Genomic DNA, 14,623 nt, shown 5'->3' with positions numbered 1-14,623 from the left:
AATTCAAATATAGCCGGGGAGTATAGCGCTCCGAAGCGGACGACCGGTCAGCGATCAGCCCGGCAATATATCCAGCGGCACTTTCAGTTTGGCCGCCAGTGCTTGTGCCTCAAGGTGCCCGGCAGGTGCCAGCAGGCGTAATGTCGCGCCCGATTGGGACGCCAATGCCTGGGCTTGGTTCACCAGCCGCTCGGCAACCCCGCGACGGCGGGTGATTTTTCGTACGCATAGCTGGGACAGATGCCAGACGTCCTGGTGCCGTTGCAGGCGTGCGGCGCCCAACAGGCGATCGTTGAAACGCCCGCCGATCAGCGAACCTTCCCGCAGACAGCCTTCGATCAACTGCACTTCACCGGCAAACGGGGCGAACAGCCAGTCCGGCGCGTCGCGGTAGATTTTTTGCAGATCCTGCTGATCCTGATAGCTGGCTTCGTTCAGCAGCTCGACGATGATAGGCATGACGGTTCCTTCAGTGGTACGAGAACAGACGACTTGCGAAAAGGTGATATCAGTTTGGTTTTTCTGTCACGTGCAAATGGTAACCTCTGCCAGTTCGTCCGTCCTTCTGCGACGTGATGTCGCATCAAAATGGAGCTCCACCTTAAAAACAGTCATGCGTGCGCATAAAGGCTGGGGGTGGGGAATGGCTGGCGAACAATACTAATAATTGGGGGATACACAATGACCACGAGTATCACGGCGGACGGCCTCAGGGCCGACCAGCCCTCGTTCCTGTCCAAGGAACGCATCATCGCCAAGCCCGGTTTCAACCGTTGGCTGGTGCCACCGGCCGCGTTGGCCATCCACCTCTGCATCGGCATGGCTTACGGCTTCTCGGTGTTCTGGCTGCCGCTGTCCAAAGCCTTGGGCGTGACCAAGGCAGTGGCCTGCGCGCCGGACATGAGCTTCATCTCGCAAGTTTTCTCGTCGCAATGCGACTGGCCGATCTCGATGCTCGGCTGGATCTACACCTTGTTCTTCATCTTCCTCGGCTGCTCGGCAGCGATCTGGGGCGGCTGGCTGGAACACGCCGGGCCGCGCAAGGCTGGTGTTGTGTCGGCACTGTGCTGGTGTGGTGGTCTGCTGATTTCGGCGCTCGGTGTGTATACGCACCAGATCTGGCTGATGTGGATCGGCTCCGGGGTCATTGGCGGTATCGGCCTGGGCCTGGGTTACATCTCGCCGGTTTCGACCCTGATCAAGTGGTTCCCGGACAAGCGCGGCATGGCGACCGGCATGGCGATCATGGGGTTCGGCGGCGGTGCGATGGTGGGTGCTCCGCTGGCGGCGGCCTTGATGGGTCATTTCGCTTCGGCAGAGAGCGTGGGCGTGTGGCAGAGCTTCCTGGTGATGGCCGCGATCTACTTCGTGTTCATGATCGGTGGCGCATTGTCCTACCGCGTTCCGCCAACCGGCTGGAAGCCTGAAGGCTGGACCGCTCCGGCGAAAAAAGCTTCGAATGCGATGATCACCCACCGTCACGTGCACGTGAATGTGGCGTGGAAAACTCCGCAATTCCGTCTGGTGTGGCTGGTGCTGTGCCTTAACGTTTCCGCCGGTATCGGCATCCTCGGCATGGCTTCGCCGCTGTTGCAGGAAGTGTTCGCCGGCAAATTGCTCGGCACTGACCTGGCGTTTGGTCAGCTGGACGCGGGCCAACTGGCCTCGATTGCCGCGATTGCTGCCGGTTTCACCGGTTTGCTGAGCCTGTTCAACATCGGCGGGCGGTTCTTCTGGGCATCGTTCTCGGATTACCTGGGCCGTAAAAACACCTATTTCGTGTTCTTCGCCCTGGGTTTTGCCCTGTACGCGCTGATCCCGAACCTCGGTCATCTGGGCAACGTTGCGCTGTTCGTGGCGGCGTTCTGCGTGATCCTGTCGATGTATGGCGGCGGTTTTGCGACGGTGCCGGCTTACCTTGCCGACCTGTTCGGTACGCAAATGGTCGGCGCGATCCACGGTCGTCTGCTGACCGCATGGGCTGCCGCAGGCGTATTGGGGCCGGTGTTGGTCAACTACCTGCGTGAGTATCAGCTGAGCATCGGCGTTGAACGCGCCGCAGCGTATGACATCACCTTGTACATCCTCGCGGGCCTGCTGGTGCTGGGTTTCATCTGCAACCTGCTGGTGCGTCCGGTGGCCGACAAGTACTTCATGACCGACACCGAACTGGCCGCCGAACAGGCGCTGGGCCACGACAAGGGCGCTGACGCCAGCACCGTGCTGGAGTGGAAAGCGGCGCCGGGCACCAAGCCGTTGGCGGTTGCTGCGTGGCTGGTGGTGGGGATTCCGTTGGCGTGGGGTGTCTGGGTGACCCTGCAGAAAACGGCAGTCCTGTTCCACTAACACCAATCCTTGTAGGAGCCGGCTTGCTGGCGATCAACGATGACGCGGTCTGTCTGCATAACCGCGGTGTCTGGATCGCCAGCAAGCCGGCTCCTACAGAGGCAAAAGCCATGCATTCGCAATGAATCCTGGCTTGTATGGACATGTCTATCCCCGACGGAACGGGGTTCTATCCGTCAGTCATATCACCTCTCGTGTTTCTGTTTCCCGCCCGCGCCCCTATAATGGCTGCCTTTTTCGCCCAATGATTTTGCGGAGCTGGTGATGGCCGAACGTAAGGCGTCAGTCGAGCGCGACACTCTGGAAACCCAGATCAAAGCCTCGATCAACCTGGATGGCACCGGAAAGGCCCGATTTGATATCGGTGTTCCTTTTCTTGAGCACATGCTGGACCAGATCGCCCGTCACGGGCTGATCGACCTGGATATTGTCAGCAAGGGCGACCTGCATATCGACGACCACCACACCGTGGAAGACGTCGGTATCACCCTCGGTCAGGCCTTCGCCAAAGCCATCGGCGACAAAAAAGGCATCCGTCGCTACGGCCACGCCTATGTCCCGCTCGATGAAGCGCTGTCGCGCGTGGTGATCGACTTCTCCGGCCGTCCTGGCCTGCAGATGCATGTTCCCTATACCCGTGCCACCGTCGGCGGTTTCGATGTTGACCTGTTCCAGGAATTCTTCCAGGGCTTCGTCAACCATGCCCTCGTCAGCCTGCACATCGACAACCTGCGTGGCACCAACACCCACCACCAGATCGAAACCGTGTTCAAGGCATTCGGCCGCGCCCTGCGCATGGCCGTAGAGCTCGATGACCGCATGGCCGGTCAGATGCCATCGACCAAAGGCGTTCTGTAATGCAAACGGTCGCGGTTATCGATTACGGCATGGGCAACCTGCACTCGGTGGCCAAGGCCCTCGAGCACGTCGGTGCCGGCAAGGTCCTGATCACCAGCGATGCCGACGTGATTCGCGAAGCCGACCGGGTGGTTTTCCCTGGCGTCGGCGCGATTCGCGATTGCATGGCGGAAATCCGTCGCCTGGGCTTCGATTCGCTGGTGCGTGAAGTCAGCCAGGACCGTCCGTTCCTCGGCATCTGCGTCGGCATGCAAGCCTTGCTCGACAGCAGCGAAGAGAACGACGGCGTCGACTGCATCGGCCTGTTCCCGGGCGCGGTGAAGTTCTTCGGCAAAGACCTGCATGAAGACGGCGAACACCTGAAAGTCCCGCACATGGGCTGGAACGAAGTGAAGCAGACGATCTCGCATCCGCTGTGGCACAACATTCCGGACCTGGCGCGTTTCTACTTCGTGCACAGCTACTACATCGCTGCCGGCAATGCGCGGCAGGTGGTGGGGGGCGGGCACTACGGTGTCGATTTCGCTGCGGCGCTGGCCGATGGCTCGCGTTTCGCCGTGCAGTTTCACCCGGAGAAGAGCCATACCCATGGCCTGCAATTGCTGCAGAACTTCGCCGCGTGGGATGGTCGCTGGTAAATGGCCAAGAAGAAGCCGCCGATCCTGACCCTCACTCCCGAACAGGAGAACGAGGCGAACCAGAAGATCAAACGCTTCATGGAAGATCGCTTCGAACTGGACCTGGGTTCGTTCGAAGCGGCCGAAATCCTTGAGCTGTTTACCCGCGAAATTGCGCCGCACTATTACAACAGGGCGATTTTCGATGTGCAGACGCACCTCAAAGAGAGGTTCGAAAGCATCGAAAGCGACCTGTGGGCGCTCGAGAAAAACTGATTTTCGAGCGAAGCTGAACAATCGAATTTGAAGGTTTGCCAGATGCTGATTATTCCCGCTATCGATCTCAAAGACGGTGCCTGTGTTCGTCTGCGCCAGGGCCGCATGGAAGATTCCACGGTGTTCTCCGATGACCCGGTGAGCATGGCTGCCAAGTGGGTGGAGGGCGGTTGCCGTCGTCTGCATCTGGTCGACCTGAACGGCGCCTTCGAAGGCCAGCCGGTCAACGGCGAAGTGGTCACCGCCATCGCCAAGCGCTACCCGAACCTGCCGATCCAGATCGGCGGCGGTATCCGTTCGCTGGAAACCATCGAGCACTACGTGAAAGCGGGCGTGAGCTACGTGATCATCGGCACCAAAGCCGTGAAAGACCCAGCCTTCGTCGCCGAAGCCTGCCGCGCGTTCCCGGGCAAGGTGATTGTCGGCCTCGACGCCAAAGACGGTTTCGTCGCCACCGACGGCTGGGCTGAAATCAGCACCGTCCAGGTGATCGACCTGGCCAAGCAGTTCGAAGCCGATGGCGTGTCCGCGATCGTTTATACCGACATCGCCAAAGACGGCATGATGCAGGGCTGCAACGTGCCGTTCACCGCGGCGCTGGCCGCTGCAACGCGCATTCCGGTCATCGCCTCCGGCGGCATTCACAACCTCGGTGACATCAAGTCGCTGCTCGACGCCAAGGCGCCTGGCATCATCGGCGCGATCACTGGCCGGGCGATCTACGAAGGCACCCTCGACGTCGCTGAAGCGCAAGCTTTCTGCGATTCGTACAAAGGCTGAGGACTGACCATGGCGCTGGCCAAACGCATCATCCCTTGCCTGGACGTGGACAACGGCCGGGTGGTCAAGGGCGTCAAGTTCGAGAACATTCGTGACGCCGGTGACCCGGTGGAAATCGCCCGTCGCTACGACGAGCAGGGTGCCGACGAGATTACCTTTCTCGACATCACCGCCAGTGTCGATGGTCGCGACACCACGCTGCACACCGTCGAACGCATGGCCAGCCAGGTGTTTATTCCGCTGACCGTGGGCGGCGGCGTGCGCACTGTGCAGGACATTCGCAACCTGCTGAATGCCGGCGCGGACAAAGTTTCGATCAACACCGCTGCGGTGTTCAACCCGGAGTTCGTGGGTGAGGCTGCGCAGCATTTCGGTTCGCAGTGCATCGTTGTCGCCATCGACGCGAAGAAGGTCTCCGGCCCGGGCGAAATTCCGCGCTGGGAAATCTTCACTCACGGCGGACGCAAGCCGACCGGTCTCGATGCCGTTGAATGGGCCAAGAAGATGGAAGGCCTGGGTGCCGGTGAAATCCTGCTGACCAGCATGGATCAGGACGGCATGAAAAACGGTTTCGACCTGGGCGTTACCCGCGCCATCAGCGATGCGTTGGGTATTCCGGTGATCGCCTCCGGTGGTGTCGGCAACCTGCAGCATTTGGCCGACGGCATTCTCGAAGGCCACGCCAGTGCGGTATTGGCGGCGAGTATTTTCCACTTCGGCGAATATACCGTGCAGGAAGCCAAGGCCTACATGGCTCATCGCGGCATCGTGATGCGCTAAACAAACCGATACAGGCCAGTGGACATCATGGCGGGCTCAGGGCACTCTTGGGTACGCCATGGATCTCGGTAGCCAGACATGCTCAAACGCCTTCTTCTTGCCCTCGCCAGCGCCTCTCTATTGCTTATCAATGGAGTGCACGCTGCAGAAAATCCTGACGCCAACCTGGTGTTGCTGACGGAAAACTTCCCGCCTTACAACATGGCGAAAAACGGCAAGAACTTCGCTCAGGACGAGAACATCGATGGCATCGCCGTGGACATCGTCCGCGAGATGTTCAAGCGCGCCGACATTACCTACAGCCTGACGCTGCGTTTCCCTTGGGAGCGAATCTACAAGCTTGCCCTCGAGAAACCGGGTTATGGCGTGTTCGTGATGGCGCGGTTGCCGGATCGCGAAAAGCTCTTCAAGTGGGTCGGCCCGATTGGCCCGGATGACTGGATCATGCTGGCCAAGGCGGACAGCAAAATCAGCCTGGAAACGCTGGAAGATGCGCGCAAATACAAGATCGGTGCGTACAAAGGCGATGCGATCGCCGAGACGTTGGCCAAGCAAGGGCTGAACCCGATTGTCGTTCTGCGCGATCAGGACAATGCGAAGAAACTCACCAGCGGTCAAATCGACTTGTGGGCCACGGGCGACCCGGCCGGGCGTTATCTGGCGCGGCAGGACGGTGTCACCGGGCTCAAGACCGTGCTGCGCTTCAACAGTGCGGAGTTGTATTTGGCGCTGAACAAAGACGTGCCGGATGAGACCGTCGCCAAGTTGCAAGCCGCGCTGGATCAGCTGCGCAAGGAAGGCGTGGTGGACGAGATCATGGGGCGGTATCTCTAATCTCGGTGACCTGCACAATCTAATGTGGGAGTGGGCTTGCTCGCGAATGCGGAGTGTCAGTCGACATCAACATTGACTGACACACCGCATTCGCGAGCAAGCCCGCTCCCACAGTTGTTTTGTGGTGTTGCGGATTAGCGGTACACGCCATCCTTCCCGTGAGCAGCCGTTGCACGGTTGCTGCGCACGCTGATCATCTGTTTGATATCGATCCAGTCGATGCCCTGAGCTTTCAGCTTCGGCAACTCGCGCTCCAGCACCGCCAGCGTCTGCGGGTAGGGATGGCCGATCATCACCGCCGAACCCTGCTTGCGCGCCAGATTGATCGCGGTCTGTAGCTGCGTGAAGATCGCCGCTTCCGTGCGCTCATCATCCAGAAACACATCCCGCGAAACACTCGCCAACCCGATCTTCTGTGCCTCGGCCGCCGCCACGGTTTGCGCGCTGGTGCGGCTGTCGACGAAGAACTTGTGCCGGCGCTGCAAATCCGCCATCAGCCAGGTCATGGCGGCGGGTTGCGCGGTCATGCGGCTGCCCATGTGATTGTTGATGCCAGCGGTATAGGGCACGACCTTGAACGCTGCATTCAGGCGCTTCTCGAGTTCGTCGATGGGCAAATCAGGATGCCAGGCGAACGGTCCCGTGGCCGGGTCCATGGGCATGTGCAGGATGACGATCTTGCCGGCGCGATGGGCTTCGCGGGCGAATTCGGTGGCGTGGGGCGTGTCGGGCATGATCGCGGTGGTCACCGGGCCGGGCAGAGCCAGCACGCGACGATCCCGGGGCAGGTTCTGCCCCAGGTCATCGATGATCAGCGTGATGTAGGCCTTTTGAGGGGCGGGCGCTGCGTGAGCGACACCCGCCAGACAGCACAGCAGGCCGAGGAGCAGCCGCAGGCGCATCTCAGCGGCCAGAGGTGATGCTCAACCCTTTGAGCAGGCTCAGGGCCTGGGCCAACTGGTAATCATCATCCTGTGGCATCGCCTTGGCTTTGCCGCTGGAGCTGGTCGGTTTGTCGGCGCCGCCGTTGCCATTGCCCAGGTGACCTTGCAGATCGGCTTCCTTGAAGTACTCGCCGTCCTGCTCGCTGGTGATCTTGGCCTTGCGCACTTCGATGTCCGGGACGATGCCCTGAGCCTGGATCGAGCGGCCGTTCGGCGTGTAGTACAGCGCCGTGGTGATTTTCAGTGCGCGGTCGTTGTTCAGCGGCAGCACGGTTTGCACCGAGCCCTTGCCGAAACTGGTGGTGCCCATGACCACTGCGCGTTTCTGATCCTGAAGGGCGCCGGCCACAATTTCCGAGGCCGAGGCGCTGCCGCCGTTGATCAGCGCAACCATTGGCACGGCTTCGCTTTCGTCTTTGCCAGTGGCGGAGAAGCGCAGCTCGGAGTTGGCGATGCGGCCCTTGGTGTAAACGATCAGGCCTTTGGTGATGAAGTGGTCGACCACTTCCACCGCCGCTTGCAGCACGCCGCCCGGGTTGTTGCGCAGGTCGAGGATGATGCCGTTGAGCTTCTTGCCGTTGTCCTTGCGCAGCTTGGCCAAGGCTTTGGAGACTTCGTCACCGGTCTTGACCTGGAACTGGGTGATACGGATGTAGCCGTAACCCGACTCCAGCAGCTGCGACTTCACGCTCTTCACCTGAATGATCGCGCGGGCCAGGGTCACGTCGAACGGTGTGCCGCCGTCACGAACCAGGGTCAGGGTGATTTTCTGGCCGATCTTGCCGCGCATCTTGTCCACGGCTTCGGTCATGCTTTGGCCGCGGGTCGGCTGGCCGTTGATCTTGACGATGAAGTCGCCGGCCTGAATGCCAGCCTTGGAGGCCGGAGTGTCATCGATGGGTGAGACCACCTTGATGAAGCCGTCTTCGGCGCCGACTTCGATGCCCAGGCCGCCGAATTCGCCGCTGGTGCTTTCCTGCAATTCAGCGAAGTCTTCCGGGCCCAGATAGGCGGAGTGCGGATCGAGGTTGCTGAGCATGCCTTTGATGGCGTTTTCCAGCAGGGTCTTGTCGTCCACCGGCTCGACATAGGCTGCCTTGATCCGATCCATGACCTCGGCAAAGGTGCGCAACTCTTCCAGCGGCAACGGCGCCTTGGTGGTCGCAGCAGTGCCCGCAGGCGCGACCGCCGGAGCCGGTTGAGCAGCGAACGCCAGAGGCGCGCCAATCACCAGGGCGATCGTCAGGGCCAGCGAGGTAAGACGGGACAAATGCAGCATGTCGAACGAACTCCTAATGTAGGTGACTCAACGCCTATCCTTGCGCGCGGCACCATTGCGCCGGATCACTCGGGTGACCCTGCTGACGAATAGCGAAATACAGCGCTGGTGTGTCCTGCCCGCCACTGTTACCGACAGTGGAGATGGACTCACCGGCTTTTACCACGTCACCCGCAGACTTGAGCAGCGTCTGGTTGTGACCGTAAAGACTCAAGAAACCGTTGCCGTGGTCGAGAATCACCAGCAGCCCCGCACCGCGCAACCAGTCGGCAAATACCACGCGACCGCCATGCACGGCATGCACCTGACTGCCGGCGGAGGCGCTGATCATCACGCCGTCCCACTTGGTCCGGGCGTCGTCGCCACGGGTTTCGCCAAAGCGCGCCAGCAGTCGACCATCAACCGGCCATGGAAGTTTGCCGCGAGTTGAAGCAAAAGGGCCGCCGAAGGTTTCGCCTGAGCTTGATACCAGGGCGCCGGGTGTCGATTTAACGGGTTTGCGTGGGGCGTCAGTGGCGTCAGCATTTGCTGCAGCCTGGGCCTCACGTAAACGCTTTTTTTCGGCTTCCTGCTGGGCGATCAGCGCTTTTTGCCGCGCTTCTTCTGCCTCACGAGCCTGGCGGGCCAGGGTTTCTTCGATGGTTTTAAGGACTTTAGACAGGTCCGCCTGATCCTGCTCGCGGGCGGCCAGCTTCTGGTCGCGAGCCTTTACGTCGTCGTTCAGCTTGGCCAGGACTTGCTGGCGCTCCTGACGGACTTTGTCGAGTTCATCGCGCTGGCTGTCGAGGCTGCTCTTCTGCACCAGCAATTGCGCCTGTTGCAGGGCGATGTCTTTTTCGACGTTGGCCAGTTGGCGCAGGGTTTCGTTGAAACTCTTCAACTGCTCCAGGCGGGCCTGGCTCAGGTAATCGTAATAGGTGAGGGTGCGGGCGAATTTTTCCGGGTTCTGCTGGTTGAGCAGCAGCTTCAAGTACTCCTGGCGGCCGTTCTGATAGGCCGCGCGGGCCTGAATGGCGATCAGTCGTTGCTGTTCAATGCGCGCGCTCTGGAGTTTTTTTTTCTCACCATCGAGTCGCTGCAGCTCGGATTCGCTTTTCTTCAGCTCTTTTTGCAGGGCTTCGACCTGCTTCTCGAGCTTGCCCATCTCGGTCTCGGTGCCCTTGAGGTCTTTCTGCACACCGGATTTTTCTTCCTGGAGCTTGCCCAGCAGTTTTTTCAGCTCGGCAATGTCCTGACGCGTGGCGTCCAACTGTTGTTGGGTTTGCGCGCGCTCGTCAGCAAAGGCCGGTTGGAGCAGGCAAGTCAGAGCAAGGGCTATCAGGACGCGAAGCATAGAGGCGGGCGACACCAGGGAAAGGGACGGCCTAGTATGCCCGCCCCACGCTGCAAAAAAAACGCCCAATTGGGGCTGTGTGATAACTGGAGCGGTGTTGCATCCAAAAACACCCCAAAACCAATGTGGGAGCGGGCTTGCTCGCGAATGCGGTGTGTCAGTCAACGTTGATGTCGACTGACACACCGCATTCGCGAGCAAGCCCGCTCCCACAGGGTTTACGGCGCTTTTAAGACGGGTTACACCAGAATCGAAGTACCGGTCATTTCAGCCGGTTTCTCAAGCCCCATCAGCATCAGCATGGTTGGCGCCACATCCGCCAGCACGCCGCCATCGCGAACCTTGAAGTCACGCTTGCCGACATAAATGAACGGCACCGGCTCGGTGGTGTGCGCGGTGTGGGCCTGGCCGGTGGTTTCGTCGGACATCTGCTCGACGTTGCCATGGTCTGCGGTGATCAGCGCTTCGCCGCCGACCTTTTCCAGGGCATCGACAATGCGGCCGACGCACTGGTCAAGGCATTCCACGGCTTTCACCGCGGCATCAAACACGCCGCTGTGGCCGACCATGTCGCCGTTGGCGTAGTTGACCACGATCACGTCGTAACGCTGGTTTTCGATGGCATCGACGATGCGGTCGGTGACTTCAGGCGCGCTCATCTCCGGCTGCAAATCATAGGTGGCGACTTTCGGCGACGGGATCAGGATGCGTTCTTCGCCCGGGAACGGTTCTTCACGACCGCCGGAGAAGAAGAAGGTCACGTGGGCGTATTTCTCGGTTTCGGCGATGCGCAGCTGGGTCTTGCCGTTTTTCGCCAGGTAGTCGCCCAGCACGTTGTCCAGGCTGCCGGCAGCGAAGGCCGATGGCGCAGGAATGCTGGCAGCGTATTGGGTCAGCATGACGAAGCCGGCCAGTTTTGGCTGGCGCGCACGTTCGAATTCCTTGAAATCGTCCTCGACGAACACGCGGGTCAGCTCGCGGGCGCGGTCGGCGCGGAAGTTCATGAACACCACGGCGTCGCCGTCTTCGACTTTCACCGGCTCACCGATGGACGTGGCTTTGACGAATTCGTCGCTCTCGCCACGTTCGTACGCGGCTTGCAGACCTTCCTGGGCGGTGGCGGCGTTGAATTCGCCGTTGCCATCGACAATCAGGTTGTAGGCCTGGGACACGCGGTCCCAACGGTTGTCGCGGTCCATGGCGAAATAACGGCCGATGATGCTGGCGATCCGGCCTTTGCCCAAGGCCTGGAAGGTCGCGTCGAGCAATTCGATCGACGACTGGGCGCTTTTCGGTGGCGTGTCGCGGCCATCGAGGAAGGCGTGCAGGTAGATTTTTTCGGCGCCGCGCTTGTAGGCCAGTTCAGCCATGGCGACCAGGTGATCCTGGTGGCTGTGCACCCCGCCATCGGACAGCAGGCCCATGAAGTGCACGGCTTTGCCGGCAGCTACGGCTTTATCCACCGCGGCGCAGATGGCCGGGTTCTCGAAGAACTCGCCGTCGCGGATCGATTTGGTCACGCGCGTAAAGTCCTGATACACAACGCGGCCGGCCCCGAGGTTCATGTGGCCGACTTCAGAGTTGCCCATCTGGCCATCCGGCAGACCGACGTCCATGCCGCTGCCTGAGATCAGGCCGTTCGGCACAGTGGCCCACAAACGGTCCAGCACGGGCTTCTTCGCGGCGAAGATGGCGTTGGATTCAGGGCTCTCACTGTGACCGAAGCCGTCGAGAATAATCAGGACCAAAGGTTTAGGCGTGGTAGTCATGGATTCCACTCGTGGCTGAGTTAAAAGAGGGCAATGGAAAAGGGAGTGGCAGTTTAAAGCGAAGTTCCGACGGCGTCACCGCCGGACGGGGTTTGGCCCACCATAGTGGCTGTGTATACTGGCCGACATTTTAACGCCCTGGAACCTCCTTCGATGGTTGCTCACCTGATTGAATTTGCCACTAACCACTATCTGCTCGTCGGTATCTTCGTCGTACTGCTGGCGTTGCTGATCGCCTATCAGATGCAAGGCGGCGGCCGCAGCCTGAGCACCGGTGAACTGACCGGGCTGGTCAACAAGGACGCGGGCGTTGTGATCGACATCCGTCCGGTCAAGGATTTCGCCGCTGGTCACATTGTTGGCGCGTTGAACATTCCTCACGACAAACTGGCCGCTCGCGTCGCCGAACTGGAAAAGCACAAGGCCAAGACCATCATCCTGGTCGATGCCATGGGCCAGACCGCCGGCACGCATGCCCGCGAGCTGATGAAGGCCGGCTTCACCGCCGCCAAGCTGTCCGGCGGTATTTCCAGCTGGAAAGGCGACAATCTGCCGCTGGTGAAGTGATATGAGCAACGTCGTCGTCTATTCCAGCGATTACTGCCCTTACTGCTCGCGAGCCAAGTACCTGCTCGAGAACAAAGGCGTGGCCTTCGAAGAGATCAAGGTCGATGGCAAGCCGCAGGTGCGCGCCGCCATGGCCCAGAAAGCCGGACGTACGTCCGTGCCGCAGATCTGGATCGGCGAGCGCCACATTGGCGGCTGTGATGATTTGTTTGCCCTTGAGCGCGCCGGCAAGCTCGACGCCATGCTCAAGGCCTGAATGCCTTCCCTATAAGACCCCAAGATCAGAAAGGATCTGAGATGACTGACCAACAGAACACTGCAGCCAGCGAAGAAGACACCGCACCGCAATTCTCCTTGCAGCGCATCTACGTACGTGACCTGTCCTTCGAAGCCCCGAAAAGCCCGGCGATCTTCCGCCAGCAGTGGGAACCGAGCGTCGGTCTGGATCTGAACACCCGTCAAAAGGCCCTGGAAGGCGACTTCCACGAAGTCGTACTGACCCTGTCCGTGACCGTGAAAAACGGTGAGAACGGCGAAGTGGCGTTCATCGCTGAAGTGCAACAGGCCGGGATCTTCCTGATCAAGAACCTGGACGACGCGTCGATGAGCCACACCCTCGGCGCGTTCTGCCCGAACATTCTGTTCCCGTACGCTCGCGAAACCCTGGACAGCCTGGTGACCCGCGGTTCGTTCCCGGCCCTGATGCTGGCTCCGGTGAACTTCGACGCGCTGTACGCACAAGAGCTGCAACGCATGCAGGCTGCGGGCGAGACTCCGACCGTTCAGTAAACGGTCTGAGCGTCGAAGCAAGTCCAATGTGGGAGCGGGCTTGCTCGCGAAAGCGGTTGATCAGTCAACATTGTTGTTGACTGACATGACGCCTTCGCGAGCAAGCCCGCTCCCACATTTGTTATGCGGTGTTACTTGAAACCGAGCTGGCGCCAGCCTTCGTAGACGGCGACGGCCACGGTGTTGGACAGGTTCAGGCTGCGGCAGCCTTCGCGCATCGGCAAGCGCAGGCGCTGTTCGCCAGGCAGGGCGTCGAGCACTTCTGCAGGCAAGCCACGGCTTTCCGGCCCGAACAGGAACGCGTCGCCCTCGGCGAAACTGGCATCGTGGAATGGCCGCGACCCCTTGGTGGTAAACGCAAAAACCCTTGGATGGCCAAGGCTTTCCAGACAGCTGGCGAGGTCTGCGTGGCGTTGCAGGGTGGCATACTCGTGGTAATCGAGGCCGGCCCGGCGCAGGCGCTTGTCGTCCATCTCGAAGCCCAGCGGTTCGATCAAATGCAGGTGGCAGCCACTGTTGGCGCACAGCCTGATAACGTTGCCGGTATTCGGCGGAATTTCTGGTTGGAAAAGGATGACGTGAAACATGCACGGCTCCGAAGGTAAAGATGACGGGCATTCTACGCCGCAAGCGGACCCGCGTTCGAAACTATTCCCGCGGGTGATGGGGTCGCTGGCGATTGTCGGGGTGATGGTGGGGCTGATGATCGGTCGCCTGACCACGCCCGACCCCAGCGAACTGCAGCAGGTCGATGTGACGAGCGACGGGCTGGTGGTGTGGTTCAACAATGAACCCAAGAGCCATGGTGAGTTTGTGGACGGCAGCCTGGCGTTGCTGTTCGAGGCTGAAGGCAAGGCGCAGAAAGGTCAGTTCAAGCTTAACGACAAGAGCGTGAACTGGCGGGTGCGTTTGAGTGATGGGGGGTTGTTGCTGTCGGTCGTGGCGGCCCGGCCACTGCAGGGCGAGTGGGCCGGTAGTGAGGTCGACGACCGCTGGCGGCTGGAGATCCATCTCCGAGAGCAATAAAAGAGGGAATCCCCGGCCTGCCTGTACCAAGGTCCCCAAAACGTGAGGGCTCGCGCATTGCGTCGCAAGCCCGGTGTAAAGAAGGAACCCTTGACCTGCCTGTATCAAGGGCCCCAAAACTGTTTGGGCTCGTCGCAAAAGTGCGGTGTGAGCCCGATGTAAAGAGGGGAATCCCCGGCCTGCCTGTACCAAGGTCCCCGAAACCGGGTAGTGAACTGAATCACTGAATGGACTATTGCAGGGGGCGTGCCAGGTTTTAACAAGTTGAAACAGAAACGCTCTCTGAAACGCTGAAAGCCCCGGATTGCGGGGCTTTCGTGTTTTTTCGATACGGGCTCGATTGCGAATGCAGGCAGGATTTCGGATCAGTTGCCGTGCGCGATTGCGGGTCAGAGTGCATTGCAGCGGTGCATGGAGCTCTGAAT

17 protein-coding genes are annotated in these 14,623 nt (G+C 60.3%); 11 read left to right on the top strand and 6 right to left on the bottom strand.

Translation table 11 applies throughout. The features are described from left to right. Positions 1–54: 54 nt before the first annotated feature. Positions 55–459 (bottom strand): acetyl-CoA sensor PanZ family protein, encoded by a 405-nt coding sequence (locus PMI01S_RS04655; protein ID WP_084318201.1) that lies wholly within the window; start codon positions 457–459, stop codon positions 55–57. 222 nt (positions 460–681) lie between these two features. Between PMI01S_RS04655 and PMI01S_RS04650 the strand changes: the two genes are divergently transcribed. The 7 genes from PMI01S_RS04650 to PMI01S_RS04620 all read left to right on the top strand — a co-directional run bounded on the left by PMI01S_RS04650 (position 682) and on the right by PMI01S_RS04620 (position 6,491). Then, complete coding sequence (locus PMI01S_RS04650; RefSeq protein ID WP_084318200.1) at positions 682–2,346, top strand: OFA family MFS transporter; 1,665 nt, start codon at positions 682–684, stop codon at positions 2,344–2,346. Between the two features lie 264 nt (positions 2,347–2,610). Then, the gene (hisB, locus tag PMI01S_RS04645) at positions 2,611–3,204 is read left to right on the top strand and encodes an imidazoleglycerol-phosphate dehydratase HisB (RefSeq protein ID WP_003218037.1); all 594 of its coding nucleotides are present in this window, start codon (positions 2,611–2,613) and stop codon (positions 3,202–3,204) included. After that, positions 3,204–3,842 (top strand): imidazole glycerol phosphate synthase subunit HisH, encoded by a 639-nt coding sequence (gene hisH / locus PMI01S_RS04640; protein WP_084318199.1) that lies wholly within the window; start codon positions 3,204–3,206, stop codon positions 3,840–3,842. Before hisB ends, hisH begins: the two co-directional genes overlap by 1 nt. Continuing rightward, a complete protein-coding gene (locus tag PMI01S_RS04635) occupies positions 3,843–4,097 on the top strand; it encodes a DUF2164 domain-containing protein (protein WP_084318198.1) in 255 nt (84 codons plus the stop codon). It abuts the gene before it with no gap. A 42-nt stretch (positions 4,098–4,139) separates the two neighbouring features. After that, positions 4,140–4,877 carry a 1-(5-phosphoribosyl)-5-[(5-phosphoribosylamino)methylideneamino]imidazole-4-carboxamide isomerase gene (hisA, locus tag PMI01S_RS04630; protein WP_017336056.1) on the top strand — a complete coding sequence of 246 codons (738 nt, stop codon included), beginning with the start codon at positions 4,140–4,142 and terminating at the stop codon, positions 4,875–4,877. A gap of 9 nt (positions 4,878–4,886) precedes the next feature. Continuing rightward, positions 4,887–5,657 carry an imidazole glycerol phosphate synthase subunit HisF gene (hisF, locus tag PMI01S_RS04625; RefSeq protein ID WP_084318197.1) on the top strand — a complete coding sequence of 257 codons (771 nt, stop codon included), beginning with the start codon at positions 4,887–4,889 and terminating at the stop codon, positions 5,655–5,657. 78 nt (positions 5,658–5,735) lie between these two features. Further along, complete coding sequence (locus PMI01S_RS04620) at positions 5,736–6,491, top strand: substrate-binding periplasmic protein (protein WP_084318196.1); 756 nt, start codon at positions 5,736–5,738, stop codon at positions 6,489–6,491. A 134-nt stretch (positions 6,492–6,625) separates the two neighbouring features. Here PMI01S_RS04620 and PMI01S_RS04615 read toward each other — a convergent pair whose 3' ends face one another. The 4 genes from PMI01S_RS04615 to gpmI form a co-directional block, all read right to left on the bottom strand. Next, a complete protein-coding gene (locus PMI01S_RS04615; RefSeq protein WP_084318195.1) occupies positions 6,626–7,393 on the bottom strand; it encodes a divergent polysaccharide deacetylase family protein in 768 nt (255 codons plus the stop codon). A 1-nt stretch (position 7,394) separates the two neighbouring features. Continuing rightward, entirely contained in the window at positions 7,395–8,714 is a 1,320-nt protein-coding gene (locus PMI01S_RS04610) for a S41 family peptidase (protein WP_084318194.1), read from the bottom strand. A 34-nt stretch (positions 8,715–8,748) separates the two neighbouring features. Next, a complete protein-coding gene (locus tag PMI01S_RS04605) occupies positions 8,749–10,047 on the bottom strand; it encodes a murein hydrolase activator EnvC family protein (RefSeq protein WP_084318193.1) in 1,299 nt (432 codons plus the stop codon). Positions 10,048–10,286: 239 nt separating this feature from the next. Continuing rightward, complete coding sequence (gpmI, locus tag PMI01S_RS04600) at positions 10,287–11,816, bottom strand: 2,3-bisphosphoglycerate-independent phosphoglycerate mutase (protein ID WP_084318192.1); 1,530 nt, start codon at positions 11,814–11,816, stop codon at positions 10,287–10,289. 153 nt (positions 11,817–11,969) lie between these two features. Between gpmI and PMI01S_RS04595 the strand changes: the two genes are divergently transcribed. The 3 genes from PMI01S_RS04595 to secB are packed head-to-tail and all read left to right on the top strand — an operon-like array spanning position 11,970 to position 13,172. After that, positions 11,970–12,383 (top strand): rhodanese-like domain-containing protein, encoded by a 414-nt coding sequence (locus PMI01S_RS04595; protein WP_084318191.1) that lies wholly within the window; start codon positions 11,970–11,972, stop codon positions 12,381–12,383. Position 12,384: 1 nt separating this feature from the next. Beyond that, complete coding sequence (gene grxC / locus PMI01S_RS04590; RefSeq protein WP_010464569.1) at positions 12,385–12,639, top strand: glutaredoxin 3; 255 nt, start codon at positions 12,385–12,387, stop codon at positions 12,637–12,639. Positions 12,640–12,680: 41 nt separating this feature from the next. Further along, on the top strand, positions 12,681–13,172 hold the full coding sequence (gene secB / locus PMI01S_RS04585) for a protein-export chaperone SecB (RefSeq protein WP_017336062.1): 492 nt from the start codon (positions 12,681–12,683) through the stop codon (positions 13,170–13,172). Between the two features lie 131 nt (positions 13,173–13,303). Here the strand turns inward: secB and PMI01S_RS04580 are convergent, their stop codons facing one another. Further along, a complete protein-coding gene (locus PMI01S_RS04580) occupies positions 13,304–13,759 on the bottom strand; it encodes a tRNA (cytidine(34)-2'-O)-methyltransferase (protein ID WP_008024914.1) in 456 nt (151 codons plus the stop codon). Here PMI01S_RS04580 and PMI01S_RS04575 point away from each other — a divergent pair. Beyond that, positions 13,758–14,198, top strand: a complete 441-nt coding sequence (locus tag PMI01S_RS04575; protein ID WP_084318190.1) for a hypothetical protein — start codon at positions 13,758–13,760, stop codon at positions 14,196–14,198. The two genes, PMI01S_RS04580 and PMI01S_RS04575, sit on opposite strands and share 2 nt — an antisense overlap. Positions 14,199–14,623: the final 425 nt, after the last annotated feature.

The organism is Pseudomonas migulae NBRC 103157, assembly GCF_002091715.1.
Taxonomy (GTDB): Bacteria; Pseudomonadota; Gammaproteobacteria; order Pseudomonadales; family Pseudomonadaceae; genus Aquipseudomonas; species Aquipseudomonas migulae_A.
This window is presented reverse-complemented; position numbering and strand designations above follow the sequence as displayed.

Excerpts from the sequence above, each read along its gene's own strand:
- PMI01S_RS04655 (WP_084318201.1), bottom strand. The coding sequence starts at position 459 with ATGCCTATCATCGTCGAGCTGCTGAACGAAGCCAGCTATCAGGATCAG.
- PMI01S_RS04650 (WP_084318200.1), top strand. The coding sequence starts at position 682 with ATGACCACGAGTATCACGGCGGACGGCCTCAGGGCCGACCAGCCCTCG.
- hisB (WP_003218037.1), top strand. The coding sequence starts at position 2,611 with ATGGCCGAACGTAAGGCGTCAGTCGAGCGCGACACTCTGGAAACCCAG.
- hisH (WP_084318199.1), top strand. The coding sequence starts at position 3,204 with ATGCAAACGGTCGCGGTTATCGATTACGGCATGGGCAACCTGCACTCG.
- PMI01S_RS04635 (WP_084318198.1), top strand. The coding sequence starts at position 3,843 with ATGGCCAAGAAGAAGCCGCCGATCCTGACCCTCACTCCCGAACAGGAG.
- hisA (WP_017336056.1), top strand. The coding sequence starts at position 4,140 with ATGCTGATTATTCCCGCTATCGATCTCAAAGACGGTGCCTGTGTTCGT.
- hisF (WP_084318197.1), top strand. The coding sequence starts at position 4,887 with ATGGCGCTGGCCAAACGCATCATCCCTTGCCTGGACGTGGACAACGGC.
- PMI01S_RS04620 (WP_084318196.1), top strand. The coding sequence starts at position 5,736 with ATGCTCAAACGCCTTCTTCTTGCCCTCGCCAGCGCCTCTCTATTGCTT.
- PMI01S_RS04615 (WP_084318195.1), bottom strand. The coding sequence starts at position 7,393 with ATGCGCCTGCGGCTGCTCCTCGGCCTGCTGTGCTGTCTGGCGGGTGTC.
- PMI01S_RS04610 (WP_084318194.1), bottom strand. The coding sequence starts at position 8,714 with ATGCTGCATTTGTCCCGTCTTACCTCGCTGGCCCTGACGATCGCCCTG.
- PMI01S_RS04605 (WP_084318193.1), bottom strand. The coding sequence starts at position 10,047 with ATGCTTCGCGTCCTGATAGCCCTTGCTCTGACTTGCCTGCTCCAACCG.
- gpmI (WP_084318192.1), bottom strand. The coding sequence starts at position 11,816 with ATGACTACCACGCCTAAACCTTTGGTCCTGATTATTCTCGACGGCTTC.
- PMI01S_RS04595 (WP_084318191.1), top strand. The coding sequence starts at position 11,970 with ATGGTTGCTCACCTGATTGAATTTGCCACTAACCACTATCTGCTCGTC.
- grxC (WP_010464569.1), top strand. The coding sequence starts at position 12,385 with ATGAGCAACGTCGTCGTCTATTCCAGCGATTACTGCCCTTACTGCTCG.
- secB (WP_017336062.1), top strand. The coding sequence starts at position 12,681 with ATGACTGACCAACAGAACACTGCAGCCAGCGAAGAAGACACCGCACCG.
- PMI01S_RS04575 (WP_084318190.1), top strand. The coding sequence starts at position 13,758 with ATGCACGGCTCCGAAGGTAAAGATGACGGGCATTCTACGCCGCAAGCG.
- PMI01S_RS04580 (WP_008024914.1), bottom strand. The coding sequence starts at position 13,759 with ATGTTTCACGTCATCCTTTTCCAACCAGAAATTCCGCCGAATACCGGC.